This is a genomic window from Serratia sp. FDAARGOS_506, from assembly GCF_003812745.1.
Lineage (GTDB): Bacteria > Pseudomonadota > Gammaproteobacteria > Enterobacterales > Enterobacteriaceae > Serratia.
The window spans coordinates 3,329,614-3,355,701 of record NZ_CP033831.1 but is presented as its reverse complement, the minus strand read 5'-3'; the positions used below and the strand labels follow the sequence as shown (position 1 = coordinate 3,355,701).

At 59.8% G+C, this 26,088-nt stretch carries 28 protein-coding genes; 6 read left to right on the top strand and 22 right to left on the bottom strand.

Going from position 1 to position 26,088, the window contains the following annotated elements; genetic code table 11:
* Nucleotides 1-60: 60 nt before the first annotated feature.
* From nagZ to hinT, 5 genes are read right to left on the bottom strand one after another with little or no spacing between them, the layout of a single operon-like run.
* Complete coding sequence (nagZ, locus tag EGY12_RS16305; RefSeq protein ID WP_123894622.1) at nucleotides 61-1,080, bottom strand: beta-N-acetylhexosaminidase; 1,020 nt, start codon at nucleotides 1,078-1,080, stop codon at nucleotides 61-63.
* 38 nt (nucleotides 1,081-1,118) lie between these two features.
* The gene (gene thiK / locus EGY12_RS16300) at nucleotides 1,119-1,985 is read right to left on the bottom strand and encodes a thiamine kinase (protein WP_123894621.1); all 867 of its coding nucleotides are present in this window, start codon (nucleotides 1,983-1,985) and stop codon (nucleotides 1,119-1,121) included.
* Nucleotides 1,966-2,556: a penicillin-binding protein activator LpoB gene (gene lpoB, locus EGY12_RS16295; RefSeq protein ID WP_123894620.1), complete on the bottom strand. Its 591-nt coding sequence runs from the start codon at nucleotides 2,554-2,556 to the stop codon at nucleotides 1,966-1,968. The genes thiK and lpoB overlap by 20 nt, the downstream gene beginning before the upstream one ends.
* Nucleotides 2,557-2,582: 26 nt before the next feature.
* Nucleotides 2,583-2,972, bottom strand: a complete 390-nt coding sequence (locus EGY12_RS16290) for a YcfL family protein (protein WP_049271374.1) — start codon at nucleotides 2,970-2,972, stop codon at nucleotides 2,583-2,585.
* A gap of 11 nt (nucleotides 2,973-2,983) precedes the next feature.
* A complete protein-coding gene (gene hinT, locus EGY12_RS16285; protein ID WP_004928776.1) occupies nucleotides 2,984-3,334 on the bottom strand; it encodes a purine nucleoside phosphoramidase in 351 nt (116 codons plus the stop codon).
* A gap of 221 nt (nucleotides 3,335-3,555) precedes the next feature.
* Here hinT and EGY12_RS16280 point away from each other — a divergent pair, with 221 nt between their 5' ends.
* The gene (locus EGY12_RS16280; RefSeq protein WP_123894619.1) at nucleotides 3,556-4,461 is read left to right on the top strand and encodes a transporter substrate-binding domain-containing protein; all 906 of its coding nucleotides are present in this window, start codon (nucleotides 3,556-3,558) and stop codon (nucleotides 4,459-4,461) included.
* Here the strand turns inward: EGY12_RS16280 and EGY12_RS16275 are convergent.
* Nucleotides 4,458-4,835 (bottom strand): helix-turn-helix domain-containing protein, encoded by a 378-nt coding sequence (locus EGY12_RS16275; protein ID WP_123894618.1) that lies wholly within the window; start codon nucleotides 4,833-4,835, stop codon nucleotides 4,458-4,460. The two genes, EGY12_RS16280 and EGY12_RS16275, sit on opposite strands and share 4 nt — an antisense overlap.
* 99 nt (nucleotides 4,836-4,934) lie before the next feature.
* On the opposite strand from EGY12_RS16275, the gene EGY12_RS16270 reads away from it, so the two are divergent.
* Nucleotides 4,935-5,684, top strand: coding sequence for an SDR family oxidoreductase (locus EGY12_RS16270; protein WP_123894617.1), 750 nt, complete (start codon nucleotides 4,935-4,937; stop codon nucleotides 5,682-5,684).
* A 37-nt stretch (nucleotides 5,685-5,721) separates the two neighbouring features.
* Here the strand turns inward: EGY12_RS16270 and EGY12_RS16265 are convergent, their stop codons facing one another.
* Entirely contained in the window at nucleotides 5,722-7,026 is a 1,305-nt protein-coding gene (locus EGY12_RS16265; protein ID WP_123894616.1) for an Nramp family divalent metal transporter, read from the bottom strand.
* Nucleotides 7,027-7,256: 230 nt separating this feature from the next.
* Here EGY12_RS16265 and mntR point away from each other — a divergent pair, with 230 nt between their 5' ends.
* Nucleotides 7,257-7,727: a manganese-binding transcriptional regulator MntR gene (gene mntR, locus EGY12_RS16260; RefSeq protein WP_123894615.1), complete on the top strand. Its 471-nt coding sequence runs from the start codon at nucleotides 7,257-7,259 to the stop codon at nucleotides 7,725-7,727.
* Between the two features lie 14 nt (nucleotides 7,728-7,741).
* Nucleotides 7,742-8,107, top strand: coding sequence for a DUF4180 domain-containing protein (locus EGY12_RS16255; RefSeq protein WP_123894614.1), 366 nt, complete (start codon nucleotides 7,742-7,744; stop codon nucleotides 8,105-8,107).
* A 56-nt stretch (nucleotides 8,108-8,163) separates the two neighbouring features.
* Here the strand turns inward: EGY12_RS16255 and ptsG are convergent, their stop codons facing one another.
* The 14 genes from ptsG to yceD all read right to left on the bottom strand — a co-directional run bounded on the left by ptsG (nucleotide 8,164) and on the right by yceD (nucleotide 20,474).
* Nucleotides 8,164-9,597 (bottom strand): PTS glucose transporter subunit IIBC, encoded by a 1,434-nt coding sequence (gene ptsG / locus EGY12_RS16250; RefSeq protein ID WP_016928184.1) that lies wholly within the window; start codon nucleotides 9,595-9,597, stop codon nucleotides 8,164-8,166.
* 343 nt (nucleotides 9,598-9,940) lie between these two features.
* Nucleotides 9,941-10,717: a metal-dependent hydrolase gene (locus EGY12_RS16245; protein ID WP_123894613.1), complete on the bottom strand. Its 777-nt coding sequence runs from the start codon at nucleotides 10,715-10,717 to the stop codon at nucleotides 9,941-9,943.
* A 19-nt stretch (nucleotides 10,718-10,736) separates the two neighbouring features.
* Entirely contained in the window at nucleotides 10,737-11,744 is a 1,008-nt protein-coding gene (holB, locus tag EGY12_RS16240) for a DNA polymerase III subunit delta' (protein ID WP_123894612.1), read from the bottom strand.
* The gene (gene tmk, locus EGY12_RS16235; RefSeq protein ID WP_123894611.1) at nucleotides 11,744-12,382 is read right to left on the bottom strand and encodes a dTMP kinase; all 639 of its coding nucleotides are present in this window, start codon (nucleotides 12,380-12,382) and stop codon (nucleotides 11,744-11,746) included. The genes holB and tmk overlap by 1 nt, the downstream gene beginning before the upstream one ends.
* Nucleotides 12,372-13,397 (bottom strand): endolytic transglycosylase MltG, encoded by a 1,026-nt coding sequence (mltG, locus tag EGY12_RS16230; RefSeq protein WP_123894610.1) that lies wholly within the window; start codon nucleotides 13,395-13,397, stop codon nucleotides 12,372-12,374. The genes tmk and mltG overlap by 11 nt, the downstream gene beginning before the upstream one ends.
* A 13-nt stretch (nucleotides 13,398-13,410) precedes the next feature.
* On the bottom strand, nucleotides 13,411-14,208 hold the full coding sequence (gene pabC, locus EGY12_RS16225) for an aminodeoxychorismate lyase (RefSeq protein WP_123894609.1): 798 nt from the start codon (nucleotides 14,206-14,208) through the stop codon (nucleotides 13,411-13,413).
* Nucleotides 14,209-14,353: 145 nt separating this feature from the next.
* Nucleotides 14,354-15,595: a beta-ketoacyl-ACP synthase II gene (gene fabF, locus EGY12_RS16220; protein WP_123894608.1), complete on the bottom strand. Its 1,242-nt coding sequence runs from the start codon at nucleotides 15,593-15,595 to the stop codon at nucleotides 14,354-14,356.
* A gap of 82 nt (nucleotides 15,596-15,677) precedes the next feature.
* On the bottom strand, nucleotides 15,678-15,914 hold the full coding sequence (acpP, locus tag EGY12_RS16215; RefSeq protein WP_004719003.1) for an acyl carrier protein: 237 nt from the start codon (nucleotides 15,912-15,914) through the stop codon (nucleotides 15,678-15,680).
* A 154-nt stretch (nucleotides 15,915-16,068) separates the two neighbouring features.
* Nucleotides 16,069-16,803 carry a 3-oxoacyl-ACP reductase FabG gene (gene fabG / locus EGY12_RS16210; RefSeq protein ID WP_016928193.1) on the bottom strand — a complete coding sequence of 245 codons (735 nt, stop codon included), beginning with the start codon at nucleotides 16,801-16,803 and terminating at the stop codon, nucleotides 16,069-16,071.
* Between the two features lie 11 nt (nucleotides 16,804-16,814).
* The gene (gene fabD, locus EGY12_RS16205; protein ID WP_015377451.1) at nucleotides 16,815-17,744 is read right to left on the bottom strand and encodes an ACP S-malonyltransferase; all 930 of its coding nucleotides are present in this window, start codon (nucleotides 17,742-17,744) and stop codon (nucleotides 16,815-16,817) included.
* Nucleotides 17,745-17,762: 18 nt separating this feature from the next.
* Nucleotides 17,763-18,716 carry a beta-ketoacyl-ACP synthase III gene (locus EGY12_RS16200; RefSeq protein ID WP_123894607.1) on the bottom strand — a complete coding sequence of 318 codons (954 nt, stop codon included), beginning with the start codon at nucleotides 18,714-18,716 and terminating at the stop codon, nucleotides 17,763-17,765.
* A gap of 6 nt (nucleotides 18,717-18,722) precedes the next feature.
* Nucleotides 18,723-19,757 carry a phosphate acyltransferase PlsX gene (gene plsX / locus EGY12_RS16195; protein WP_123894606.1) on the bottom strand — a complete coding sequence of 345 codons (1,035 nt, stop codon included), beginning with the start codon at nucleotides 19,755-19,757 and terminating at the stop codon, nucleotides 18,723-18,725.
* 11 nt (nucleotides 19,758-19,768) lie between these two features.
* Complete coding sequence (gene rpmF, locus EGY12_RS16190; protein ID WP_004927778.1) at nucleotides 19,769-19,936, bottom strand: 50S ribosomal protein L32; 168 nt, start codon at nucleotides 19,934-19,936, stop codon at nucleotides 19,769-19,771.
* 16 nt (nucleotides 19,937-19,952) lie between these two features.
* Nucleotides 19,953-20,474: a 23S rRNA accumulation protein YceD gene (gene yceD, locus EGY12_RS16185; protein ID WP_004927780.1), complete on the bottom strand. Its 522-nt coding sequence runs from the start codon at nucleotides 20,472-20,474 to the stop codon at nucleotides 19,953-19,955.
* Nucleotides 20,475-20,615: 141 nt separating this feature from the next.
* Here yceD and EGY12_RS16180 point away from each other — a divergent pair, with 141 nt between their 5' ends.
* Nucleotides 20,616-21,197 (top strand): nucleoside triphosphate pyrophosphatase, encoded by a 582-nt coding sequence (locus EGY12_RS16180; protein WP_123894605.1) that lies wholly within the window; start codon nucleotides 20,616-20,618, stop codon nucleotides 21,195-21,197.
* 6 nt (nucleotides 21,198-21,203) lie between these two features.
* Here the strand turns inward: EGY12_RS16180 and rluC are convergent, their stop codons facing one another.
* Nucleotides 21,204-22,163 carry a 23S rRNA pseudouridine(955/2504/2580) synthase RluC gene (rluC, locus tag EGY12_RS16175; protein WP_038875510.1) on the bottom strand — a complete coding sequence of 320 codons (960 nt, stop codon included), beginning with the start codon at nucleotides 22,161-22,163 and terminating at the stop codon, nucleotides 21,204-21,206.
* A gap of 553 nt (nucleotides 22,164-22,716) precedes the next feature.
* Between rluC and rne the strand changes: the two genes are divergently transcribed.
* Nucleotides 22,717-26,058: a ribonuclease E gene (gene rne / locus EGY12_RS16165; protein WP_123894604.1), complete on the top strand. Its 3,342-nt coding sequence runs from the start codon at nucleotides 22,717-22,719 to the stop codon at nucleotides 26,056-26,058.
* Nucleotides 26,059-26,088 lie beyond the last annotated feature (30 nt).

Sequence of the window (26,088 nt, the reverse complement as noted above, 5' to 3'; positions counted from 1 at the left end):
CAAGGGCCGCAGGCGCGGCCCTCATCATTTCCGCTCTGCGCCGCAATGCGGCGCCTGGATTCACCCTTGCGAACGCTGCTTGTGCTCCTCCCAGCGTTCGCTCAGCGCGCTGAGCGCCTTGTGCGCCTGCTGCCAGCGCTCAGAGTCGCGCAGTTCCTGACGGGTGAACTGACCGCGATGATATAACCGCTTCACCTTCTCTGCTTTGACCGGGGACAGGTTATCCAACACGCTGACCGCACCGGCGCGGTTATTGCACACCAGGATCATGTCGCAACCGGCGTCCAGCGCGGCCTGACCACGCTCGGCGTAGCTGCCCATGATGGCGGCGCCTTCCATCGACAGATCGTCGGAGAAAATCACGCCGTCGAAGCCCAACTCCTGACGCAGGATCTGCTGCAGCCAGTAAGGCGAGCCACTGGCCGGACGCGGATCCGCTTCAGTATAGATGACGTGGGCCGGCATGACGGCGTCCAGCAGCTGGCGGTTGATCAACTCGCGGAAAATCGCCATGTCATGCTCACGGATCTGCGCCAATGGCCGCGGATCGCGCGGGGTTTCCTTGTGCGAGTCGGCGCTGACGGCACCGTGCCCCGGGAAGTGTTTGCCGGTGGTTTTCATGCCGGCGCTGTGCATGCCGAGGATAAAGCGTTCCGCCATCGCCAGCGCCTGCTGCGGATCGCTGTGGAACGAACGCTCGCCGATCGCCGCGCTGCCGTGGCCGATGTCCAGCACCGGCGCGAAGCTGATGTCGATATCCTGCGCGATCATCTCCGCCGCCATCAGCCAGCCGGCCTCCTGCGCCAGACGGCCGCCTTCCTGCGCATCGTGCAGCGCGGCGAACGACTGCGCCGCCGGCAAGCGGGTGAAGCCTTCGCGGAAGCGCTGTACGCGCCCGCCCTCCTGGTCCACCGCCACCACCAGCCGATCGTGCGAGGCGGCGCGGATCTGGCGCACCAGCTCACGCAGCTGATCCGCATCGTGGAAGTTGCGGGTAAACAAGATCAACCCGCCAACCAGCGGGTGTTTCAAGATTTCGCGTTCTTCTGCATCCAGCTCGTAGCCGGCGACATCTAGCATTACTGGGCCCACGGGCACCTCACTTCATTATTGTTCGTTCAGAATTCGGATGATGATAAACAAAATCGCCGGCGCACCGCCGCGCCCCAGCGCAAAAATTCGGCGTCGCCGCTCTGCTGCCAGCGCACTTCGAACCACAGCAGCATCAGATAATCCACCCACGGCAGCCAGCGGCGCACCTGCGCCTGCAGCCGGGCGACGTCGTGATAGCCCTGGCGCGCGTAGTGCTGCAAAAAGCGCTGCTGCTGCCCAGCCGGCCAACCGTTACCGCGAAACAGCGCGGCGATATCCAGCGCCACGTCGCCGTCGGCGGCATATTCCCAGTCGATAAGCCGCAGCCCTTCGCCGGTGGCGAGCAGATTGCCCGGATGGATGTCCATGTGCAGCGGCGCCAGGCGCAGCGGCCGTGGCAAGGCGCTGCGTAAAAAATGACGCTGCAGGCGCAGCCAGTCAGGGGTTAAACGCCGCGTATCCAGCTGCTGCCAATAGCGGAGGAACTGTCGCCGCAGATCCAGTCGGTAACCGCTGAGCGGCCGCTGATGCAGTTCCGCCGCCATCCCCGCCAGCTCGCCGCGCTGATTCAGCGCCGCAAACTCGGCATTTGTGACGACGTCACCTTCGAGCCATTCGAGGATAAGCCACTGATTATTTAGTGCGAAAACCCGTGGCCCCAGCCCCGGAGCACAGCGCCGCAAAACCTGCGCTTCCCGCCGTCGGCTCACGCCCAACGCGCGCTTTTCCGCACTGTGCTGCCGCGCCAACAGCGTGACGCCCGAACCGTCGATGCGCCAGCTCTCGCCGGTCAGCCCCTGCACCGGGCTGAAATGACAACCGGCGGTATTCACCGCCGGCAGTCTGGTTTCCATCAATCGTCGCAGCGCGGCCTCAGCGTTTAACGGCGCCATTGCCCGACCAGACGATCTCGCCGGTTTGCACCAGCATCAGCTGCATATCCAGCGTCGGTGACTTCACATCGCCGCTGACGTCGCTGTACAGCACGTACTGCGCGCCGACGATGCGCGCCAGGCCAATCGCCTTGCTGCGCGAACCGAAGCTGTCATCCGCCGACAGGCCCAGCGTTTGTCTGGCACTGGTCAGCTTCGCTTCCGGCACCACGCTGAAGGTGGAGTTCGACGCCAACGCCTTGTACAGCGCCGCGGTGGCCTTGCCCATCTGCAGCGAACCGTTGGTGTTGTTCTTGACGCTGTCCAGCAGCAGCACGCTGCCGGCCGTGACGCCATCGGCCTTCAGCATCTGCCCCACCAGCGGCTGAACGCTGCCCAGCCAGTCGAGCTGCTGAATTTTCGGCGGCTGCGGTACCGGCTCGGTGGTTGGCGGCTGCGGCTGCTCGACCGGCGGCGTCGGCTGTTCCGGCTCGACGGTAACCGGCGGCAGCGGCTGATCCGGCTCAGGCGGACGCGACAGACAGCCACTCAGGGTTAATGCGGCCAGCGCCACTAAGACGTACTTTTTCATGCTTTTTCTCCAAACCTGGCAAGCGCTTACAGGTACAGATACAGACGCGCGCTTTTGGCGTCCAGGTTGCCGTTAATCGAGTAGATTTTGGCGTCCGAGTCGGGCGCCACGACGATCTCGCGCGGTTTCTCGAAGGGGCGGATATCCAGCCCCTGCGCGTCATACCAATAGAAACGATAATGCACGGTGACCGGCGTCGGTTGGCTGTTATTGAGCACCGAAGTCGCCATCACCCGCCCGGAGGCGTTCGAAATCGAAGGCGTATCGGCCAGAATACCGGCGGTCAGCACCGAAGGATCCATCACCACCGTTTGGCCCTGGTTGACCGCAATGCCTGACGGCGAACTGCACCCCATCAGCAACGCGGCGGGCAGCGCCAACGCCATCAGACTACGCAGAGTTTTTTTACCGCGCATGATTTCCTCGCTTAACGTGACAGCAGCGGCCCCAGCGAGCGGCCACCGACCAGGTGCATATGAATATGATAGACCTCCTGACCGGCGTGGCGGTTGCAGTTGACGATCAGGCGGTAGCCGTCCTCAGCAATGCCTTCCTGTTCGGCGATCTTCGCCGCGGCGGTGATCATGCGGCCCAGCGCCGCTTCGTGCTCCACAGTCACGTCGTTGACGGTTGGGATCAGCACGTTGGGAACGATCAGCACATGGGTGGGCGCCTGGGGAGAGATGTCACGGAAAGCGGTGACCAGTTCATCCTGATAAACCACATCAGCAGGGATTTCGCGGCGGATAATTTTACTGAAAATCGTTTCTTCGGCCATCTGGCGTTCCTTGTTTTACACAATTAGCTGTACGCAGTATGAGTGACAAATTCTACTGCTTTCAACCTGATTGCGCACTTTCCGCGTCGAGTGCTGCAGATTCGCGCAGGCCGGTACCCCGATTGTGCATCTTTTCGCTTTGGTTATTCACTATTGTTGCTTTACTTGCCGCACGCCGCCGCCAATAGTAACTCCATGATTAAAAAAGAATAGAGGGCACTATGCCATTGAGAATTTCGGCGCTGTGTGCGCTGTTGCTGAGCGCTGCCGTTCAGGCCACCCCGGCGGGCGGTATCGATCTGCAGGCTAACCGCGAGCCGATACGCGCAGAACAGAATCCGGCCGCTATCGCACTGATTCCGGCTAACTTTCACTTTGCGGTGCCCGGCAAGCTGACGGTGGCGGTGGCATTCGAGAACTCCCCGCCGCTGGCGCTGTTCGCCGAAGACAATAAAACGCTGATCGGCAGCGATCCGGACATCGCCCGCCTGGTGGCCGACAGCCTCGGGCTGGAGCTGAATCTGGTGCCAACCTCCTGGGAAGATTGGCCGTTGGGCATCAGCGCCGGCAAATACGATGCGGCGATCTTCAACATCGCCGTCACCAAACAGCGCAAGACCAAATTCGACTTCGCGACCTATCGGGTGGACACGCTGGGCTTTTACGTCAAATCCACCAGCAACATCACCTCGATCAACCGACCGCAGGATATCGCCGGGCTGCGGATCATCGTCGGATCCGGCACCAATCAGGAAAACATACTGCTGGGATGGGATAAGCAAAACCGCACCGCCGGGCTGCCGCCGGTGCAGCCGATCTACGTGACCGACGACGCCGCCGCCAACCTGAGCATTCAGTCCGGGCGCGCCGACGCGTTCTTTGGCCCCCATTCTACCGGCGCCTACAAGGCAGCGCTGACCGGCAAGACCAAAATGGTCGGCATCGGCCCCAGCGTGGCCTACGTCGCGGTTACCAGCAGGAAAGGCAATGGGCTGGTGAACGCCATCAACGCCGCCATCAACGGCGCGATCGTCAGCGGCGAATACGCGCAGGTGCTGCAGCGCTGGGGCGAAGGCGACGAAAAGGTCGAGCGCTCCGCCATCAATCCGCCGGGCATCGGCGACTAGCCGCCGATCAGCTGCGGCGCGTGCCGGCGCATCCACTCGGCCAGCGAATCCAGCGTCGGCCGTAGCGACTTGCCGAGCGCGGTGACCTGATACTCCACCCGCGGCGGCACTTCGGGAAACGCCTGCCGCGTCACCAGGCCGCGCTGTTCGAAAAGCCGCAGCTGGCGTGTCAGCTCTTTCTGCGCAATGGGCGCCACCGCCCGCTGCAGCTCGCTGAATCGCACCGGGCCGTCTATCACGATCAGGCGATACAGGATCGGTATCGCCCACTTGCCCGACACCAGATTGACGAAGTCCACCATCGGACAGGGTTCGCCCGCTATCGGCAACGCCGCCAAATTATTTTCCGCCGCTAATGGCGCTTGTGCCGTCATTTCATCCCACCTCGTCCTTTAGTATCCAAAAGGTGCCTACTATGCAAAAGGAACTATAGCGCAAATAATGCCGCAACAGACGCTAAAGAGGAATCGGTTATGTCACGACTGCAAGGCAAATACGCATTGATTACCGGCGGCACCAGCGGTATCGGGCTGGAAACCGCCCGCCAGTTCATCGCCGAGGGCGCGACGGTGGCGATCACCGGGCGCAGCCAAAGCGCCCTGGACGCAGCGGGCCAGGCATTGGCGGGCAAGGCGCTGTTGCTGCTGAGCGACGCGGGCAATATCCCGCAGCAGCGCGAGCTGGCGCAGCGGCTGGGGCAACGGTGGCCACGGCTGGACGTGCTGTACATCAACGCCGGCGACGTTACGCATCGCCCGCTGCAGGAGTGGGATGAGCAGAGCTATCAGCGGCTGATGGACATCAACCTGAAGGGGCCATTCTTTCTGATCCAGGCGCTGTTGCCGCTGCTGGCCAACCCTTCTTCGGTGATCCTGTGCGGTTCGGTCAGCGCCCATATCGGCCTGCCGCAAAGCAGCGCCTATGCCGCCAGCAAAGCCGGCTTGCTGTCGCTGGCCAGAACGCTCTCCGGTGAGCTGCACGCGCGCGGCATTCGCCTTAACGGCCTCAGCCCCGGCCCGACCGAAACTCCGGCATTGGGTAAGCTGGGGTTGGCGGAAGCGGATGAGCGGGCATTGCGCGACGATATCCGCGCGCTGGTGCCGATCGGCCGCATGGGCAGCGCGTTGGAACTGGCCAAAGCGGCGGTGTTTCTGGCGGCGGACGAGTCGGCCTTTATGGTCGGCGCGGAGCTGCAGATGGACGGCGGCGTGGGGAATCTATAATTTAGCGACGCGGCCGCGCCCTGCGCGGCCCAGAAGATCACCCCAGTCCAGGGATCTCGACGCCGAAGGTCTGCAACAGCAGCACCACGTTGAGCAGCACGATCACCACCGTGCCGACCACCGCCGTCAGGCTGGTCCAGCGGCCGTTGGCGAACTCGCCCATAATGTCGCGGCGGCGGGTGAACATCACCAGCGCGATCATCGGCGCCGGCAGCGCCAGGCTCAGCACCACCTGGCTGTAGACCAGCGCATCGGTGGCATTGACGCCCATCGCCACCACGATAAACGCCGGCACCATGGTCACCAGGCGGCGTACCCACACCGGGATGCGGAAACCGACGAAGCCCTGCATGATCATTTGCCCGGCCATGGTGCCCACCACCGAGCTGGAAATGCCGGAGGCGATCAACGACGCGAGGAAGATGCCGGCGGCCGCCGCGCCGAACAGCGGCGTCAGCGTATGGTAGGCGGTGCCAATTTCGGCCACGTCGCTGTTCCCGGCGTGGAAGGCGCTAGAGGCCATAATCACCATCGCGATATTCACCAGCCCGGCAAGCGCCAACGCAATCACCACCTCAATATTGGAGAAGCGCAGCAGCTTGCGCCGCTCGCCGTTATCGCTGGCCGGGCTGCGGTGCTGAGTCAGCCCCGAATGCAGGAAAATGGCGTGCGGCATCACGGTGGCGCCGATAATGCCGACGGCGATGGTCAGCGCCTGTGCATCCGGCAACTGCGGCGTCACCATGCCGATCCCGGCCGCCTGCCAATCCACCGGTACGATGAACATCTCCACCAGGTAACACAGCGCGATGATGCCCACCAGGCCGCCGATCATCAGTTCAACCGGGCGGAAACCTTTCTTTTCCACCATCAACAGCGCATAGGTGATCACCGCCGTCACCCCCATCCCCGCCAACAGCGGCATATGGAACAGCAGCGCCAAGGCGATCGCTCCGCCGAGAAACTCCGCCAGATCGGTGGCCATTGCCGCCACTTCGCTGAGCAGCCACATACCGATCACTACCGGCCGTGAAAACTGATCGCGGCACATCTCCGCCAGATTACGGTTGGTGACGATGCCCAGCTTGGCCGACAGCGCCTGGAATAGCATGGCGATCAGGTTGGCCATCACCACCACCCACAGCAGGCTGTAGCCGTATTTCGCACCGGCCTGAATGTTGGTGGCGAAGTTACCGGGATCCATATAAGCAATAGAGGCAATCACCGCCGGGCCGGCGAACAGCAACGGCGTAAAGGCGCCACGCTTGCGTCCGGCAAGGGCGGCGCCAATCGCAATGTTGGTCCGTTCGGTTAATGATGGAGTGGTTGCCGCATCACGCATGAAGTACCCTCAATCTTTTACTGGTTATTTTTCCACCTATCATGCTGACAATGTAGCATCGGCTACACTTTATGCAACAGGCGAAATTCATTGGCTTTGTGTAGAGATATTTCTAGCTATCACAATGCGTGGCATCGAATTGATAATGTGTGCTATTTGGACTAACTTAGGGCAACCCTCCCCGCATTGCCGGGAGATGCCATTTTTATGCTTACAGGACGCCCCACGCTATGGTTACCCGCGCGCCAGATAACGCCGACCGCCACGCCCAGACCGACATGCCGGACGAGGCCGAGCACGCCCTGCGTTTTAGCCGCGCCCGCGAAGCGCAGTCCAATGCGCTGATCGAAGATTACGTCGAGCTGATCGCCGATTTGCTGCAAAGCACCCGCGAAGCCAGAACCACCGATATCGCACGCCGCTTCGGCGTGTCTCACCCGACGGCGATCAAAAATATCGCGCGATTGAAAAGCGCCGGGCTGGTGGAGTCGCGCCCTTATCGCGGGGTGTTTTTAACGGAAGAAGGCGAGCAGTTGGCGCAGAAGGTGCGCCGCCGTCACCGTATCGTGGTCGATCTGCTGATGTGCCTCGGGGTGCCGAGCGAAACCGCCGAGCTGGACAGCGAAGGAATTGAACACCATATCTCGGACGAAACGCTGGCGGTGTTCGAACATTACCTACAGCAACACACCAAGTCCTAAATCCCGGAGCGCCGATGAGCTATGCCATGCAGCAAATCCACGATCTGCGCCTGGTGGTTTTCGCCGAAGCCGGGCCGCTGTTGAAAGACGAAAATGACGTCAGCCTGTTTATCGCACCCGCCTTTGAACACGATGCCGGGATGATTGCCCTCCCCGTCAACCGCCTCCCCGCCGCCTTCTTCCAGCTAAGAAGCGGCGTGGCCGGTGCCGTATTGCAAAAATTCATCAACTACCGCCTGCGCGTGGCGCTGCTGGGCGATATCACTCCCTGGCTGGCGCAAAGCAACGCGCTGCAAGACTTCGTGCGTGAAGCCAATCGCGGCGAACAGGTCTGGTTCCTCCCTTCCCTCGCCGAACTCGAACAGCGCCTTGGCGCCTGACGGCAGGCAATAAAAAAGGGAGGCTTTCGCCTCCCTTGGTAACTCCCCTGCCTGAATCAGTGATTACGGATGTATTCGTCCATATCGGTTTTCAGGTTGTCGGACTTGGTGCCGAAGATGGCCTGCACGCCGGAGCCAGCGACGACGACGCCGGCTGCGCCCAGTTTCTTCAGACCCGCCTGGTCAACTTTGGACACGTCGGCCACGCTGACGCGCAGACGGGTGATGCAAGCATCCAGGTTAGTGATGTTTTCTTTACCGCCGAAGGCCTGAACCAGCGCTGCGGACATTTCGGAACCGCCCTGCGCAGTCTGCTCGGCAGCGGTGTCTTCACGGCCCGGGGTTTTCAGATCCAGCTTGGCGATCAGCACGCGGAAGATGGTGTAGTACACCAGACCGTAGACAATGCCGACGATTGGGAACAGCCAGATTTTGCTGCTGTTGCCGCTCAGAACGATAAAGTCGATCAGGCCGTGCGAGAAGCTGGTACCGTCACGCATGCCCAACAGGATGCAGATTGGGAACGCCAGGCCGGCCAGGATAGCGTGGATCACGTACAGGATCGGCGCGACGAACATGAAGGAGAACTCGATCGGCTCGGTGATACCGGTCAGGAACGAGGTCAACGCGGCAGAGATCATGATGCCGCCGACTTTCGCGCGGTTTTCCGGTTTGGCCGAATGCCAGATGGCAATGGCCGCCGCAGGCAGACCGTACATTTTGAACAGGAAGCCGCCGGACAGTTTGCCCGCGGTTGGGTCACCCGCCATGTAGCGAGGGATATCACCGTGGAATACCTGGCCCGCCGCGTTGGTGAATTCACCGATTTGCATTTGGAACGGTACGTTCCAGATGTGGTGCAGACCGAACGGCACCAGAGCACGCTCAACCACGCCGTAGATGCCGAAGGCCACGACCGGGTTCTGATAAGCCGCCCACTGCGAGAAGGTCTGGATAGCCGTACCGATCGGCGGCCAGATGAAGGACAGCACTACGCCCAGAACGATCGCCGCCAGACCGGAAATGATCGGCACGAAACGCTTACCGGCAAAGAAGCCCAGATATTCCGGCAGTTGAATGCGGAAGAAGCGGTTGAACATATAGGCCGCGATGGCGCCGGAGATAATCCCCCCGAGCACACCGGTATCCGCCAGGTGTTTGGCCGCAATCTCTTCAGCCGGCAGGTGCAGCACCAGCGGCGCAACCACCGCCATGGTTTTCACCATGATGCCGTAGGCCACCACCGCCGCCAGCGCGGAAACGCCGTCGTTGTTGGTGAAGCCCAAGGCAACGCCGATGGCGAAAATCAGCGGCATGTTGGCGAAGACCGAACCGCCCGCTTCCGCCATCACGTGGGAGACTACCGCAGGTAGCCAGCTAAAGTTGGCGGAGCCGACGCCCAGCAGGATACCTGCGATAGGCAACACGGACACCGGCAGCATGAGCGATTTACCTACTTTTTGCAGGTTTGCAAATGCGTTCTTGAACATAGTTGAGTGTGCTCCTGAGTAATAATGCTTTGCTACTTCTTGTCGCGGTAATTCGCGCTGCAAGGGGGGGAGAAAAACCCCTGCAATTCAGGGTGTCTGAGCACCCCTTGAATTTATTACGCAGAGTAAAATAAATAGCCTGCGCAATGTTTGATGACAATCACGTTTCGATGATCGAGCCGCGGTCACTTTGCATAATCCGGCTGTTTTTTGGCAAAACAGGCCAAAAAACACGCATCAATCACCCTGAAACGGGAGGGAACCTTACCCGTTTCAGTGATTAATTACGAGCTTAAAAAAAATTACGCAGACAATGACCTACAGCTATAGCCTAGGTCAAAGATCACAGATCGAGGTGAAATAAGCGTGAAAAGTTGGCGGTGGTCGCTTCGGCCAGTTGTTCCAGGCTGACGCCCTTCAATACCGCCATGTATTCAGCCACATCGCGCACATAGGCGGGTTGGTTTTCTTTGCCGCGATGCGGCACCGGCGCCAGATAGGGCGAATCGGTTTCCACCAGAATGCGATCCAGCGGTACGTAGCGGGCCACTTCGCGCAGCTGCTCGGCGTTGCGGAAGGTCACGATGCCGGAGAAGGAGATGTAGAACCCCAGATCCAGCAGGGCTTCGGCCGTAGCCAGATCTTCGGTGAAGCAGTGCAGCACGCCGCTGCAGTCTTGTGCGTTTTCTTCACGCAGGATCGCCAGCGTATCCGCACGCGCATCGCGGGTGTGGACAATCACCGGCTTGTTCAGATCCCGGCCAATGCGGATATGTTCGCGGAAAGAGTCCTGTTGCAGTTCGAGGTTGTCTTTCTGGTAGAAATAATCGAGCCCGGTCTCCCCCAGCGCCACCACCTGCTCCGCCGCCGCCAGGCGGCGCAGCTCGGCGTAATCATAACCTTCTTCCAAATTGAGCGGATGCACCCCACAGGAGAAGGCCACGTCGTTGCGCTTGCCGATCAGTTCGGTCATGGAACGGTAGCCCGGCAGCGTGGTGGCGACCGCCAGCACATAGCCGACGTCACGCGCTTTGGCTTTAGCCAGTGCATCGTCCACATTCTGGTGCAGCGTTTGGTAATCCAGGCCGTCAAGGTGGCAATGAGAATCGACTAACAACATAATTTTTAACTCTTTTACTTTACAGCGATTGAGGTTGGGAATAGCCGGCGGCGCCAAGCATCTGTTCCCAGCGAAGTAACTGTTCGGTCAGCAGCAGCTCGCGGTTGACGCCCACCACGCTGAGCAGCTGATGGCGACAGTTCAGCCACTGCTGCACGATCTGCTGCAGCGAAACGCTGCTCAGCAGGCTGGCCAACTGATGCACCAGCGGCTGCTGATCCTGGTTCAATACATACTGATGCGCGCCCTGCTGCCACTTCATCGCGTCCACCAGTAGCGCGCACAGCCAGTGCAGGCGCTCGGCGACGTCTTCATGGTTCAGCACCGGCAGCAGCGACAGCATATCGCGCTGCGGCAACGCGACGCTCAACGCGGCGCACAGGGCGCTGCGCTGTTGCCACTGCTGCGGCTGCAACAGCTGTTCGGCGGCCAGCGGCGCGCCATCGTGCAGGCGCAGCGCTGTGAGGCGATCCGTCTGAGAGCCGGCCGCCTGTCGGCCCAGCCACTGCAGGCTGAGTTGTTCATCCGGGCTGGCCAAATGCCAGTACAGGCAGCGGCTGCGCAGCGTCGCCATCAGTCGCGACGGCTCACGGCAACCCAGCAGAAAATAGGTTTTCTCCGGCGGCTCCTCCAGCGTTTTAAGCAGCGCGTTGGCCGCCGCCTCGGTCAGCAGTTCCGCCTGCGGCAGCCAAATCACTTTAGCGCCCCCCTGCTGCGCGTGGGCGTATAGCGTTTCAATCACCTGACGGATCGGCTCAATGCCCAGGCTGCTCTTGCCCTTTTCCGGCGCCAGCACGTGATAATCCGGGTGGTTGCCCGCCAGCATCAGCCGACAGCTGTGGCACTCACCGCAGCTTTTTTCGCCGTTGCGCTGCTGGCAGATCAACCAGCGGCTCAGGCCGTAGGCCAGCGCATCGTCACCGTTGCCCGCCGCCGCGTGCAGCAGCAGCGCATGATGGCCGCGGCCGTCGGCGTACTGCCCAACCAGCTGGCGATAAGGGCCGTTTAGCCACGGGTACCAGTTCATTATGCGCCTTCCTGCTGCCGCAGCCAGTGGCCAACGCAGTCGCGGATCGCCGCGGTCACCTGCTCCAGCGGCTGGGCGGCGTCGACGGTGACGATGGTTTTATCCTGCGCCGCCAGCTCGAGATAGCGAGTGCGAGTGCGCTCGAAGAACGGCAGCGCCTCCTGTTCGATGCGATCCAACTGACCGCGCGCCTGTGCGCGCTGCAGGCCGACCAGCGGCGGCAGATCGAGATACACCGTCAAATCCGGGCGAAAATCCCCCAGCACGGTGTCGCGCAGCGAGCTCATCAGCTGTGGGTCCACGCCACGGCCGCCCCCCTGGTAAGCCTGTGAAGAGAGATCGTGGCGATCGCCCACCACCCAGGCGCCGCGCGCCAGGGCCGGTTTGATCACGGTTTCCACAAGCTGCACGCGCGCGGCGTACAGCATCAATACTTCAGCCTTGATGGTCGGCAATTCGCCGTCGATGCCACGCTTGAACAGATCGCGCAGCTTTTCCGCCAGCGGCGTACCGCCCGGTTCGCGAGTAAAGACGATGTCGCTGACGCCGTGTTCGCGCAGCACATTGACCACCGTGTCGCGCGCGGTGGTTTTGCCCGCGCCTTCCAGCCCTTCGATAACAACGAATTTACTTTTCATTCTTTTCCTTTAACGCCTGACGGTACACGCGCACCGCCTGGTTATGGCTCGCCAGATTGGTGGTGAAGGTATGCCCACCCTTGCCGTCGGCGACAAAATAGAGATAAGGCGTTTTGGCCGGATTGGCGGCCGCCTGCAACGAGGCCTCACCCGGCATAGCGATCGGCGTTGGCGGCAGGCCGGCGATCACATAGGTGTTGTACGGCGTCGGCGTCTCCAGATCCTTGCGCGTGATGTTGCCATTATAGCTTTCGCCCATGCCGTAAATCACCGTTGGATCGGTCTGCAGGCGCATGCCGATACGCAAGCGGTTGACGAACACCGACGCTACCTTACTGCGCTCTTCCGGCACAGCGGTCTCTTTCTCAACGATCGAGGCCATGGTCAGCAGCTCTTCCGGCGTTTTGTACGGCAGGCTGGTGTCGCGGCCGGCCCAGGCCACCTGCAGCGCTTTGTTCATGCGCACGTGTGCGCGTTTGAGCAGCGCAATGTCGCTCATGCCGGCAGTATACTGATAGGTATCCGGGTACAAATGCCCTTCCGGGGTTTCTCCCGCAGGCATGCCGAGCGCAGCGGCGATCTCCGCTTCGCTCTTGCCCGCCAGGGTGTGTTTCAGGTATTTGGACTGCTGCAGCACCTGCTGCCAGTCACGCAGGCGTGAACCCTCGATAAAGCGCGCGGTGAACTGTGCCTCTTTGCCGCTGGCCAACAGTTTCAGCATCTGACGCACCGTCATGCCCGGCGTGAACCGGTAGGTACCGGCTTTAAACTCCGCCAATTCCGGCTCCAATTTCAGCAGCCACTGGAACCAGCGGCCATTGCGCACCAGTTTATCGCGCACCAATAGCCCTTCCAGCGCCACCCGGCCGGTGCCGGCCGGCAGTTTGAAGATGGTTTCTTGCTGGATAGCCAGCGGCGTATCGGCAAAGCGTTCGATCTTCTGGTAGCCCCAAAACAGCAGCGCCAATGCCAGAACAACAATAACAGACAGGACCTTCAGCTTTCTTTTCTTCATCAATCAGCCATGGTTAACAGTGTGGACGCAAAAAATCATACAGCTGGCGCGAAGCATAACGCCATGATTGTGCAACGTTTACCGGCAGCAGCGGCATCAACGCGTTGCTCACCAGGACTTCGTCGGCATCGGCCAACGTTGCCAACGGTTCACTGACGCAGTGAAGACGGTATTCCGACTCCGCCAGCAGCGCGATCACCCGCCGCCGCATCAGGCCCGCGACACCCGCCTGACTCAGGTCTGGGGTAAACACCGCTTTTCCCTTACGCCAGAACAAATTAGCCGCACAGCATTCCACCAGCATACCGGCAGTGTCAAGCACCAGCGCCTCGTCGGCGGCCGTCTGGTCAAGATGCGCGCGGATCAGCACCTGCTCCAGACGGTTCAAGTGTTTCAACCCCGCCAGCAGCGGATTGCGCGCCAGCGCTACCGGGCTGAGCGCAAGCGTGATGCCCTGCTCGCGCCATTGCAAATAGTGCGCGGGGTAGCTGCTGCGGGCTACGATGCGCGTCGGATTTTCACATCCCGTCGGGCTGTAGCCCCGCCCGCCGCTGCCGCGCGTCAGTATCGCTTTGACCACGCCGAGCGGAATTGATTCGGCCGCCTGCGCCATCTCCCGCTCGAAAGCCAGCCAATCGGTGGCGGGCAGCATCAGCCGCTGCGCCGCTTGCTGCAGCCGTTCCAGATGCCAGGGCAACAGCTCGATTTTACCGTCGATAACCCGGGCGGTAGTAAAGCAGCCATCGCCGAACTGCAGACCGCGATCGCTCGGCGCCAGCGCATCGTGGCGTTGTCCGTTAATCCAATACATGCTTCCTCCTGTTGCCGGGTTATTTCATTACGCTCGCAGGATAGCAGGCGGCGAGACGATACGCAGCCCCGCCGGCGGCCAAACGGCAGGCGTAAAAAAGCCCGGTTAAAAAACCGGGCTTTTCATCAGCGAGCAACAGCGCGAGTTACACTCGGCGGAAAATCAGCGAGCCGTTGGTGCCGCCGAAGCCGAAGGAGTTACACAGGGTGTACTCCATATCGCTGACCTGGCGCGCTTCGTGAGGCACGAAGTCCAGATCGCAACCTTCATCCGGGTTATCCAGGTTGATGGTTGGTGGTACCGCCTGATCGCGCAGCGCCAGCACGGTGAAGATAGACTCGATCGCGCCCGCCGCACCCAACAGGTGGCCAGTCATCGACTTGGTCGAGCTCACCAGCACGCGCTGAGCATCGGCGCCGAAGACGGATTTCACCGCCTGCGCTTCCGCCTGGTCGCCCGCCGGCGTAGAGGTGCCGTGTGCATTGATGTAACCGATTTGTGACGGGGTCACACCGGCATCAAGCAAGGCATTTTCCATCGCCAGCGCAGCGCCTGCGCCATTTTCCGGTGGCGACGTCATGTGATAAGCATCGCTGCTCATCCCAAAGCCAACCACTTCGGCGTAGATTTTCGCGCCGCGTTTTTTTGCGTGCTCGTACTCTTCCAGCACCATCATGCCGGCGCCGTCGCCCAGCACGAAGCCGTCGCGGTCTTTATCCCACGGACGGCTCGCCGCCTGCGGGTTTTCATTACGGGTGGACAGGGCGCGCGCTGCGCCAAAGCCGCCGACGCCCAATGGGGTGCTGGCTTTCTCTGCCCCACCGGCCAGCATCACGTCAGCATCATTGTAAGCAATGATACGCGCCGCATGGCCGATGTTGTGCACACCTGAAGTACAGGCGGTGGCGATGGAAATGCTTGGGCCACGCATGCCGTACATGATTGTCAGATGGCCTGCAATCATATTCACGATGGTGGATGGCACGAAGAACGGACTGATTTTCCGTGGGCCACCGTTAACCAGTGAACTGTGGTTTTCTTCGATCAAACCCAGGCCGCCAATGCCGGAACCGATCGCGGCTCCAATGCGGGTGGCGTTAGCCTCGGTGATGTCCAGCCCTGCATCCTGCATGGCTTGCATGCCGGCAGCGATACCGTACTGGATAAAGGCGTCCATCTTGCGCGCATCTTTGCGAGAGATGAAATCCTCAGAATTAAAATTCTTTACCAGGCCAGCAAACTTGGTCGCATAGGCAGTGGTATCGAAATGGTCGATCAGGCTGATGCCACTCTGACCGGCAAGAAGAGCGTTCCACGTGGACTCTACCGTATTGCCGACAGGAGACAACATGCCCAGTCCGGTCACAACTACTCGACGCTTAGACACGTTTGTCCTCCAGGGAGGGAAAAATATGACACTAGGGATAGAAAAAACTTAGGCGGTCGAACGACCGCCTAGATATGTTCTCTTACTGCTGGCTAGCGTTGATGAAATCAATAGCTGCCTGAACAGTAGTGATCTTCTCAGCTTCTTCGTCTGGAATCTCGGTGTCGAATTCTTCTTCCAGTGCCATTACCAGCTCAACGGTGTCAAGAGAATCAGCGCCCAGATCTTCAACGAAAGAAGCGTTGTTCAAAACTTCTTCCTGTTTAACACCCAGTTGCTCAACAATGATTTTCTTAACGCGTTCTTCGATAGTGCTCATACTCTTAAATTTCCTATCAAAACTCGCTTTCGCGATGGTTTTCGTAGTGTATAAAATGCTGAAAAAGATGCAACTAAATCCCGGCTGGTCAAACCACGATTTTACGCTATTTTGCGGTTTTTGCCTCAAATAACGCAAATGGTTTTCACATTTTTTAAATCATGTACATGCCGCCATTGACATGTAACGTTTCACCGGTGATATAGCCGGCCTCATCAGAGGCCAAAAATGCAACAGCGCTGGCGATTTCTTTAGCATCGCCCAGCCGGTTGGCTGGAACTGATGACAAAATGCCTGCGCGTTGATCATCTGTCAACGCCCGTGTCATGTCCGTCTCAATAAAGCCAGGTGCCACGACGTTGACCGTAATGCCACGCGAAGCAACTTCACGTGCCAAAGATTTACTAAAACCAATCAAGCCGGCTTTAGCCGCCGCGTAGTTCGCCTGCCCTGCGTTACCCATGGTGCCAACAACGGAACCGATGGTGATGATACGGCCAAAACGCTTTTTCATCATAGCGCGCATTACCGCTTTTGACAGGCGGAATACGGAAGTCAGGTTGGTGTCGAGGATATCCTCCCACTCGTCATCCTTCATACGCATCAGCAGGTTATCACGCGTAATGCCGGCATTATTCACTAAAATGTCGATTTCGCCAAATTCGGCGCGAATCGATGCCAGCACGCTGTCGATAGATTGCGCATCAACAACGTTCAACATAAACCCTTTGCCGTTTGCGCCCAGGTAGCTGCTGATCGCTTCAGCGCCGCTCTCGCTGGTCGCGGTGCCGATCACTTTAGCGCCGCGTGCCACAAACGTTTCTGCAATAGCTCGGCCAATACCGCGGCTCGCGCCGGTGACCAGAACGATTTTACCTTCGAAGCTCATCATTTTCCTCTTTATTGTTCAAGCGCCGCCGACAGGCTGGCGGTGTCGTTCACCGCCGCAGCCGTCAGGGTGTCAACAATACGTTTAGTCAGACCGGTCAGCACTTTGCCCGGCCCCACTTCCAACAGCGACGTCACTCCCTGTGCTGCGATAAATTCTACGCTCTCGGTCCAACGCACCGGGCTGTACAGCTGACGCACCAGCGCGCTGCGGATCGCTTCCGGATCGTTTTCGGTACGGACGTCGACGTTGTTCACCACCGGCACCTGCGGCGCGTTGAAGGTAATATCCTGCAGCGCCACGGCCAGTTTGTCGGCGGCCGGCTTCATTAGCGCGCAGTGCGAAGGCACGCTCACCGGCAGCGGCAGCGCACGTTTGGCGCCGGCCGCTTTACAGGCGGCGCCTGCGCGTTCAACCGCTTCTTTGTTGCCGGCGATGACCACCTGGCCCGGCGAGTTGAAGTTGACCGGAGAAACCACCTGCCCCTGCGCGGACTCTTCACACGCCTTGGCAATCGCGTCGTTGTCCAGACCGATGATGGCGTACATCGCGCCGGTGCCTTCCGGCACCGCTTCCTGCATCAGTTTGCCGCGCAGCTCGACCAGACGGATCGCCGCCTTGAAGTCCAGCACGCCGGCGCAGACCAGCGCCGAGTATTCACCCAGGCTGTGACCCGCCATCAGCGCAGGCGCTTTACCGCCCTGCTGCTGCCAAACGCGGAAAATCGCTACCGAGGCGGCCAACAGCGCCGGTTGGGTCTGCCAGGTTTTGTTCAGTTCTTCCGCCGGGCCTTGCTGCACCAGCTGCCATAGGTCGTAACCCAGGGCGGAAGACGCTTCGCCGAAGGTTTCTTCAACGATCGGGAATTGTGCGGCCAACTCGGCCAGCATGCCAACGGTCTGCGACCCCTGGCCCGGGAAAACAAAAGCAAATTGCGTCATTTTTTCTTCCTGTCCAAATCAGAAACGAACCAGCGCCGAGCCCCAGGTAAAGCCGCCGCCGAAGGCCTCCAGCAGCACCAGTTGGCCACGCTGAATTCGCCCGTCGCGCACTGCTTCGTCCAGTGCGGAAGGCACCGAGGCGGCAGAGGTGTTGCCGTGACGATCGAGCGTCACCACCACTTTATCCATCCCCATGCCCAGTTTTTTCGCCGTTGCGCTGATGATGCGCAGGTTGGCCTGGTGCGGTACCAGCCAATCCAGTTCGCTGCGGTCCATGTTGTTGGCCTGCAGCGTCTCGTCGACGATGCGCGCCAGCTCGGTAACCGCAACTTTAAAGACTTCGTTGCCCGCCATAGTGACATAGGCCGGCTTGTCTTGATTCTGACGATCCTTGTACGGCAGCGTCAGCAGGCTGCCGTAGCTGCCGTCGGCATGCAGATGGGTAGACAGGATGCCCGGCTCTTCAGAAGCCCCCAGCACCACCGCCCCTGCGCCATCGCCAAACAGAATAATGGTGCCGCGATCTTCAGGATCCAACGTGCGCGACAAGACGTCCGCGCCGATAACCAGCGCATGTTTGACCGCGCCGTTTTTCACGTACTGATCGGCCACGCTAAGCGCATAAGTGAAGCCGGCGCAGGCCGCAGCCAGATCGAAGGCCGCGCAGTCTTTGATGCCCAGCATTTGCTGCACCAGGCACGCCGCGCTCGGGAATGCGTGCGTAGTCGTGGTGGTCGCCACAACGATAAGACCAATGTCTTCTTTAGCCACACCTGCCATTTCCAGCGCTTTCTCAGCGGCCTGGAAGCTCATCGTCGCAACGGTTTCATCCGCAGCGGCGATGCGACGTTCGCGGATACCGGTTCGCGTGACGATCCACTCGTCCGAGGTATCCACCATTTTTTCCAAATCAGCATTGGTGCGCACTTGTACGGGCAAATAACTCCCCGTACCGAGAATCTTTGTATACATGTACGATCAGTCACTCTTAGGTAATACAGCCTCAAGGCGCGCAGCAATCCTTTCCGGGACTTGCCGCTGCACCGCCTGCACAGCCTGTTCGATTGCGACTGCAAACGCGTGAGGGTTCGCAGCGCCGTGGCTCTTGACTACGGTGCTGCGCAATCCTAACAGACATGCGCCATTATACTGGTCGGGGTTCAGGTGGCCGAACCGCTTAACCACCCGTTTTTGCAACCAACGGCCCAACAATTTCAGCCACCACGCTCGCTTGTTTCCGTCGCCGGACGATTTCAGCAGCGATAAGAACACCCTGACCACCCCTTCCATGGTTTTCAGGGTGACGTTGCCCACGAAGCCGTCGCAGACCAACACGTCGGTCTTGCCGGTGAGCAGTTCGTTTCCTTCCAGGTAACCAATATAGTTGATTGCCGGAGTATTTTTTAGCACAGCGGCCGCTTCGCGGATATTATCCAGGCCTTTGGTCTCTTCTTCGCCAATATTCAGCAGCGCCACCCGCGGTTGCGCAATGCCGATCACCTCTTCCGCCATCACCGCGCCCATCACGGCAAACTGCACCAACATGGTGCTGTCACACTCGACGTTGGCGCCCAGATCCAGCACCACGGTTTTGCTGCGTTGCTGATTCGGGATCGCCGTCATCAGCGCCGGACGTTCGATGCCCTCCAGCGGCTTGATCAACAGCTTCGCCAATCCCATCAGCGCGCCGGTATTGCCGGCGCTGACGCAGCCCTGCGCTTTACCGCTGCTGAGCTGTTCGAGCGCAATGCGCATCGACGTTCCGCGGCTGGCGCGTATCGCTTGTGAAGGTTTGGCGTCGCCGGCGATCACGGACTCGGCGGGCACGACTTGCAGACGCTCCAGAAGAACCGGATCGGCGTGGGCAAGCAAAGGGGAGATGACGTCGGGATTGCCGACCAGCAGGAGATGAAGCTGTAAATTAGAGGCCAGTGCCTGCAACGAAGCAGGCACTGTGACGCAGGGACCGAAGTCCCCGCCCATTGCATCTAACGCCAGGGTTAGACGAGTCAAGGTATCGCTACTTAGCCGATAACCTTGCGACCGCGGTAGAAACCGTCGGCAGTGATGTGGTGACGACGGTGAGTTTCACCGGATACTTTGTCTACAGACAGAGTAGTCGTGGTCAGAGCATCGTGAGAACGACGCATGCCACGCTTGGAACGGGTTGGTTTATTCTGTTGTACGGCCATGGACCTTACTCCTCAATTACTTACGCTTTAAACTGGCTAATACGGCAAACGGATTCGGTTTCTCCGCCTCGGGAGGCAGTTGGCCAAATACCATGTCCGCTTCGGACACTTCACAGTGTTCAGATTCATGTACCGGAACGACAGGCAGTGAAAGAATAATTTCGTCTTCAATCATTGCCAACAGATCGACTTCGCCAAACTCGTCAACTTCGATCGGTTCGTACGCTTCCGGTAATGCCTCAGCCTGCTCATCATTGACGACCGGGCTAAAACAATATGTTGTGTGAACCTGATGTTCGAACGGGACTCCGCAGCGTTGGCACATCAACGTTACCGTGACGTCCGCATGCCCTGTTATCACCGCGAGGCGTTGATTGTCGATATTAAACGACAACGACACCTCGACATCACTGTCCACACTGACCACGGAGTCGGCAACACGAGTAACCTGCTCAGGCGCATAGACACCAGCATAGTCCAGGCGTTTCTGAGCGGTACGTACCGCATCAATGGTCAAGGGTAATTTTACCTTTTGCATAGGGCGCGCATATTAACTTTGTAACGACATAGAGTCAAAGAAAAAGGCCGTAAAACGGCTCCTTTCACCAATATTCGCTTCCACAGCGGCCGACAGTTTAAAATGCCGTACCCATTTACGCTACGGTTTGCGAAAAAAATTATGCAGAGATTGCTTTTAGCCTCCACCTCCCCCTATCGAAAAATGCTGCTGGAGAAACTGCAGCTGCCCTTCGATTGCGCCGCACCCGAGGTGGATGAAACCCCACTGCCGGGTGAAACCGCCGAGGCATTGGTGCTGCGTCTGGCGGCGGCGAAGGCTCAGGCGCTGGCCCTCGCCTATCCCGAACATCTGATCATCGGATCCGATCAAGTCTGCGTGATCGATGGCCGCATCACCGGTAAGCCGCATACCGAGGAAAATGCCCGGGCGCAACTGCGCCAGGCCAGCGGCCAGGCCGTGACTTTCTATACCGGCCTGGCGCTGTACAACGGCCGCAGCAAGCAGCTGCAGGCCCTGTGCGAGCCGTTCCACGTGCATTTTCGCGCGCTGAGCGAAGCGGAGATCGCCGCCTATGTGCGTTTGGAGCGACCGCTGAACTGCGCAGGCAGTTTCAAGAGCGAGGGTTTGGGGATCGCGCTGTTCGACAGGCTGGAAGGCCGGGACCCGAATGCCCTGATCGGCCTGCCGTTGATCGCGCTGTTGGAGATGTTGCGGGCTGAAGGCATCAACCCGCTGGTTTGACACGGATTACTTGGCCGCCTGCCGGCGCAGCACCTGCAAGCAGTGGCGCAGCTCCTCGTCCATCGGCGCTTCGATGCGCATCGTTTCGCCGGTGGACGGATGCTCGAAACGCAGGGCCGCAGCGTGCAGGAACAGCCGCTTCAGGCCGGTACCCGCCAGTTGGCGATCGAACTCGCGATCGCCATAGCGATCGTCAAAGGCGATCGGGTGCCCGGCATGCAGAGTGTGCACGCGGATCTGGTGAGTACGCCCGGTGATCGGGCTGGCCTTCACCAGGGTGGCGAATTCGTAACGCTCTTCCACCTTGAAGCGGGTTTCCGAAGGCTTGCCTTCGCTGCTGACGCGCACGATGCGTTCGCCGCTTTGCAGAATGTTTTTCAGCAGCGGCGCCTGTACGGCCTTGCAGTGGGACTGCCACTGGCCGCGCACCAGCGCCAGATAATCCTTCTGCATGCCCTTCAGCCGCAATTGCTCATGCAGCGAGCGCAGCGCGGAACGTTTCTTGGCCACCAGCAGCACGCCGGAAGTATCGCGATCCAGACGATGCACCAGCTCCAGGAAGCGGGCTTCCGGGCGCAGCGCGCGCAGCCCTTCGATCACGCCGAAGCTCAGGCCGCTGCCGCCGTGCACCGCGGTGCCGGAAGGCTTGTTGAGGATCAGCAGGTGATCGTCTTCATACAGAATACAGTCAGCCAGTGCGGCTACCTTATCCAGCTTGGCCGACACCGGCGTCTCTTCGCGCTCGGCCACGCGCACCGGCGGCACGCGCACCACGTCGCCGGCCGCCAATTTGTATTCGACCTTGATGCGCCCTTTATTGACCCGCACCTCGCCTTTGCGCACGATGCGATAAATCATGCTCTTTGGCACGCCTTTCAGGCGAGCGAGCAGAAAGTTGTCGATTCTCTGACCGGCTTCGTCGTCGGAAATCGTGATGAATTGTACTGCTGGATTGTTCGTTTTCATGGTGCGGGATTCTAAATAGAGCGCGTGAATAGCGCCACATCTTTTTCTGTGCTTAACTGTCTCTCTGACAGCGGGCGAAACCCCAGCGGACAATAAGGCAGCAAGCCGATTTGAACGTTTGCGATTTCTTCCGCAGTTAAGGAAAAGTCACCTTGCTATAACGGCATCAGCAGTGGAATAATGCAGTCACTTTCCGCGTTGATTCTCGTCAAACAGGGAAAACGGTGGAATTATAAAATTTGTCTGATCGCGCAAAAACGCAGCAATGGCGTAAGACGTAATGCGAAATCAAACAATTAGCGGGCTGCGGGTTGCAGCTTGGCCGGCAAATGGAATCAGATCTGTCGACGTAAATCAGAGGCTATTCCCCTAGTAAAAGTGCTGCCTTTCACAAAGAAATGCAGGCTTACCGAGATAATGCGCCCCTATGCAGGCGACAACCGTGAGGTTGACGGCTTTGCGAGAAGACACGGGGCTTTCGGTTTAACTCCGGCCATGAGGTTATTTTGCCCGCAGCTTTGTCGATAATGTAAAAAATAACGAGTAAGTTAAGATGAAAAGAATGTTGATTAACGCAACTCAGCAGGAAGAGTTGCGTGTTGCCCTCGTAGATGGACAGCGGCTGTATGATTTGGATATCGAAAGTCCGGGTCATGAGCAGAAAAAAGCGAATATTTACAAAGGCAAAATCACCCGCATTGAACCAAGTCTTGAAGCAGCGTTCGTGGACTACGGCGCAGAACGACATGGTTTCCTCCCCCTTAAAGAAATCGCCCGCGAATACTTCCCTAGCAATTACTCTTCCCATGGCCGCCCGAACATCAAAGATGTGCTGCGCGAAGGCCAGGAAGTCATCGTTCAGGTAGACAAAGAAGAACGTGGCAACAAAGGCGCCGCCTTGACCACCTTCATCAGCCTGGCGGGCAGCTATCTGGTGTTGATGCCGAACAACCCGCGTGCCGGCGGTATTTCTCGCCGCATCGAGGGTGACGATCGCACCGAGCTGAAAGAAGCGCTCTCCTCGCTGCAACTGCCGGACGGCATGGGCCTGATCGTTCGCACTGCGGGCGTAGGCAAATCCGCCGACGCGCTGCAGTGGGATCTCTCCTTCCGCCTCAAGCACTGGGAAGCGATCAAAAAAGCCGCTGAAGGCCGCCCTGCGCCGTTCCTGATCCACCAGGAAAGCAACGTTATCGTGCGCGCCTTCCGCGATTACCTGCGCCCGGACATCGGCGAAATCCTGATCGACAACCCGAAAATTCTTGATCTGGCCAAAGAGCACATCGCTGCGCTGGGCCGCCCGGATTTCAGCAGCAAAATCAAACTGTACAGCGGTGAAATCCCTCTGTTCAGCCACTACCAGATCGAATCGCAGATCGAATCCGCCTTCCAGCGCGAAGTGCGCCTGCCGTCCGGCGGCTCGATCGTCATCGACAGCACCGAAGCGCTGACCGCCATCGACATCAACTCCGCCCGCGCAACCCGCGGCGGCGACATCGAAGAGACAGCGTTCAACACCAACCTGGAAGCGGCAGACGAGATTGCTCGCCAGCTGCGCCTGCGTGACCTCGGTGGCCTGATCGTCATCGATTTCATCGACATGACGCCGGTTCGCCATCAGCGCGAAGTGGAAAACCGCCTGCGCGACGCCGTGCGCCAAGACCGCGCGCGTATCCAGATCGGCCGCATTTCCCGTTTCGGCCTGCTGGAAATGTCGCGTCAGCGTCTCAGCCCGTCGCTGGGCGAGTCCAGCCACCACGTGTGCCCACGCTGTAACGGCACCGGCACCATCCGCGACAACGAATCGCTGGCATTGTCCATCCTGCGCCTGATTGAAGAAGAAGCGCTGAAGGAAAACACCAAAGAAGTTCACGCTATCGTACCGGTTCAGGTCGCTTCGTACCTGCTGAACGAAAAGCGTGAATCCGTCAGCGCGATCGAAAAACGTCAGGGTGGCGTGAAAGCCGTCATCGTGCCTAACGATGAAATGCAAACCCCGCACTACTCGGTGCTGCGTGTGCGCAAGGGCGAGGAAACCTCGACCCTCAGCTACCTGCTGCCGAAGCTGCACGAAGAAGACATGGAGCGTCCGCTGGAAGATGCGCCGATGGAACGCAAGCGTCCGGAGCAACCGGCCCTGGCCTCCTTCTCCCTGTCAGCCGATGCACCGCCGCCGGCTGAAGAGCCCGTCGCCGTGGCCAAACCTGCCGCTGCCGCCGCCAAGGCTAAAGCTGTAGCGCCCGCCGCTGCCAAGCCGGGCTTCCTGGGTCGCCTGTTCGGTGGTCTGAAGAGCCTGTTTGCCGGCGAAGAACAACCTGCCGTCGAAGAAGCCAAACCGGCCGAGACGCCGAAGGCGGAAGGCAACGGTGAAAACCGTCGTCAGGATCGTCGTGGTCAGCGCCGCCAAGGCACCGGCCGCAGAGAGCGCGGTGAGCGCGGCGACCGCCCGGAACGCGGCGAGCGTAAAGAACGCGGTGAAGGCCGTGACAATCGTGAGCGCGACAACCGTGAGCCGCGTGAGAACCGCGAAGGCCGTGAATCGCGTGAATCCCGCGATGAACAGCGCCGTAATCGCCGCAACCAGCAGCAAAACGCGCCGGTAGCGGAGGAAACCGCCGCGGAAGAAAGCGCCAAGGCGCCGCGCGAAGATCAGCAACAGCGTCGTGAGCAACGTGCTGAACGCCAGCGTCGTCGTCAGGAAGAGAAGCGTCAGGCTCAGCAGGAAGTGAAAGCGCTGGAAAGCGTTGAAACGGTCGAGAGCACGGACGAAGAGCAGGAAGAACGCCAGCAGCAGAACATGCAGCGCCGCCAACGCCGCACGTTGACGCAGAAAGTGCGCATCCTGTCCGCGGAAGAAGAGTTGCAGCGTGCAGCGGAAGAGCTGCTGGCGCCGAAAGCGCCGGTGACCAAAGCCGAAAACGCGCAGCCGGCTGCCGACGACAGCGTCAAACTGCTGCCGGAAACCGTTGCTGCACAGCCGGAAGACGATGCCCAGGGCGAAAATCGCGGCAACGGCGAAGGCATGCCGCGTCGTTCCCGTCGTTCACCGCGTCACCTGCGCGTCAGCGGCCAACGTCGCCGTCGTTACCGTGATGAGCGTTACCCGCTGCAATCCCCAATGCCGCTGGCGGGCGCGTTCGCTTCGCCGGAAATGGCGTCGGGCAAAGTCTGGGTCAGCTACCCGGTTGTTCAGGTTGAAGAAGCCGAAGTGCAGACCGAAGTCGTAGAACAGGCAGCGGCACCGGTTGTCGCCGCAGCGGTTGAACAGCACAGCGTTGCCGTAGAAGAAACTCAGGCTGCGGCCAGCGTCAACGCGCCGGCACCAGAAGCCGCCGTTGAAACTGCGGCCGTCACCGTAACGGAAGAAGCAGCAGCCGTAGCGCCTGTCGTTGCCGCCCCGGCCGAGGAAATCCCTACACCGGTGGAAGCTGCATCGGCACCTGCCGCAGTTGAAGAACCGAAAGTGGAAGAGACAGCCCCGGCAGTGGAAGCCGAGCCGGTAGCTGAAACCGTCGAAGCAGAGCCTGTGGTTGAAGCTAAACCGGTGGAAGACGCCCCTGAGGTCGATGCTACGCCGGTAGAAGCCGTGCCTACTGCAGCCGCCGTAGAAGCCGCTCCGGTCGAAAAAGCCTCTGCGCCAATCGCCGCGGAACCTGCGCCTGTGGTTGCTCAGCAACCGGCACCGGTGAAAGCCATGCAGGACGTGCTGTACAAGCACATCGCCACTGCGCCGATGACCAAAGCGCCTGCGCCGGCCTACGTGCCGGAAGAACGCAAGCACAGCGACTGGCAGCGCCCTTCCTTCAACTTTGAAGGCAAAGGTTCCGCCGGAGGCCACTCGGCGGTAAGCCAGGCGACCGCGCCGGCTACCAAGCCGCAGCCGGTTAACGAATGAGTTAATCTGCAGCCCTAAAAAAACCCGCCA

What these genes read in the sequence shown, in the direction of transcription:
- rluC (WP_038875510.1), bottom strand. Translation starts at nt 22,163, where the DNA reads ATGAAAACGAACAATCCAGCAGTACAATTCATCACGATTTCCGACGAC.
- EGY12_RS16180 (WP_123894605.1), top strand. Translation starts at nt 20,616, where the DNA reads ATGCAGAGATTGCTTTTAGCCTCCACCTCCCCCTATCGAAAAATGCTG.
- fabG (WP_016928193.1), bottom strand. Translation starts at nt 16,803, where the DNA reads ATGAGCTTCGAAGGTAAAATCGTTCTGGTCACCGGCGCGAGCCGCGGT.
- pabC (WP_123894609.1), bottom strand. Translation starts at nt 14,208, where the DNA reads ATGTATTGGATTAACGGACAACGCCACGATGCGCTGGCGCCGAGCGAT.
- hinT (WP_004928776.1), bottom strand. Translation starts at nt 3,334, where the DNA reads ATGGCCGAAGAAACGATTTTCAGTAAAATTATCCGCCGCGAAATCCCT.
- tmk (WP_123894611.1), bottom strand. Translation starts at nt 12,382, where the DNA reads ATGAAAAGTAAATTCGTTGTTATCGAAGGGCTGGAAGGCGCGGGCAAA.
- nagZ (WP_123894622.1), bottom strand. Translation starts at nt 1,080, where the DNA reads ATGCTAGATGTCGCCGGCTACGAGCTGGATGCAGAAGAACGCGAAATC.
- EGY12_RS16280 (WP_123894619.1), top strand. Translation starts at nt 3,556, where the DNA reads ATGCCATTGAGAATTTCGGCGCTGTGTGCGCTGTTGCTGAGCGCTGCC.
- rne (WP_123894604.1), top strand. Translation starts at nt 22,717, where the DNA reads ATGAAAAGAATGTTGATTAACGCAACTCAGCAGGAAGAGTTGCGTGTT.
- EGY12_RS16255 (WP_123894614.1), top strand. Translation starts at nt 7,742, where the DNA reads ATGAGCTATGCCATGCAGCAAATCCACGATCTGCGCCTGGTGGTTTTC.
- lpoB (WP_123894620.1), bottom strand. Translation starts at nt 2,556, where the DNA reads ATGAAAAAGTACGTCTTAGTGGCGCTGGCCGCATTAACCCTGAGTGGC.
- holB (WP_123894612.1), bottom strand. Translation starts at nt 11,744, where the DNA reads ATGAACTGGTACCCGTGGCTAAACGGCCCTTATCGCCAGCTGGTTGGG.
- fabD (WP_015377451.1), bottom strand. Translation starts at nt 17,744, where the DNA reads ATGACGCAATTTGCTTTTGTTTTCCCGGGCCAGGGGTCGCAGACCGTT.
- EGY12_RS16200 (WP_123894607.1), bottom strand. Translation starts at nt 18,716, where the DNA reads ATGTATACAAAGATTCTCGGTACGGGGAGTTATTTGCCCGTACAAGTG.
- thiK (WP_123894621.1), bottom strand. Translation starts at nt 1,985, where the DNA reads ATGGCGCCGTTAAACGCTGAGGCCGCGCTGCGACGATTGATGGAAACC.
- rpmF (WP_004927778.1), bottom strand. Translation starts at nt 19,936, where the DNA reads ATGGCCGTACAACAGAATAAACCAACCCGTTCCAAGCGTGGCATGCGT.
- yceD (WP_004927780.1), bottom strand. Translation starts at nt 20,474, where the DNA reads ATGCAAAAGGTAAAATTACCCTTGACCATTGATGCGGTACGTACCGCT.
- EGY12_RS16245 (WP_123894613.1), bottom strand. Translation starts at nt 10,717, where the DNA reads ATGTTGTTAGTCGATTCTCATTGCCACCTTGACGGCCTGGATTACCAA.
- mntR (WP_123894615.1), top strand. Translation starts at nt 7,257, where the DNA reads ATGGTTACCCGCGCGCCAGATAACGCCGACCGCCACGCCCAGACCGAC.
- EGY12_RS16270 (WP_123894617.1), top strand. Translation starts at nt 4,935, where the DNA reads ATGTCACGACTGCAAGGCAAATACGCATTGATTACCGGCGGCACCAGC.
- EGY12_RS16290 (WP_049271374.1), bottom strand. Translation starts at nt 2,972, where the DNA reads ATGCGCGGTAAAAAAACTCTGCGTAGTCTGATGGCGTTGGCGCTGCCC.
- acpP (WP_004719003.1), bottom strand. Translation starts at nt 15,914, where the DNA reads ATGAGCACTATCGAAGAACGCGTTAAGAAAATCATTGTTGAGCAACTG.
- EGY12_RS16275 (WP_123894618.1), bottom strand. Translation starts at nt 4,835, where the DNA reads ATGACGGCACAAGCGCCATTAGCGGCGGAAAATAATTTGGCGGCGTTG.
- mltG (WP_123894610.1), bottom strand. Translation starts at nt 13,397, where the DNA reads ATGAAGAAAAGAAAGCTGAAGGTCCTGTCTGTTATTGTTGTTCTGGCA.
- EGY12_RS16265 (WP_123894616.1), bottom strand. Translation starts at nt 7,026, where the DNA reads ATGCGTGATGCGGCAACCACTCCATCATTAACCGAACGGACCAACATT.
- ptsG (WP_016928184.1), bottom strand. Translation starts at nt 9,597, where the DNA reads ATGTTCAAGAACGCATTTGCAAACCTGCAAAAAGTAGGTAAATCGCTC.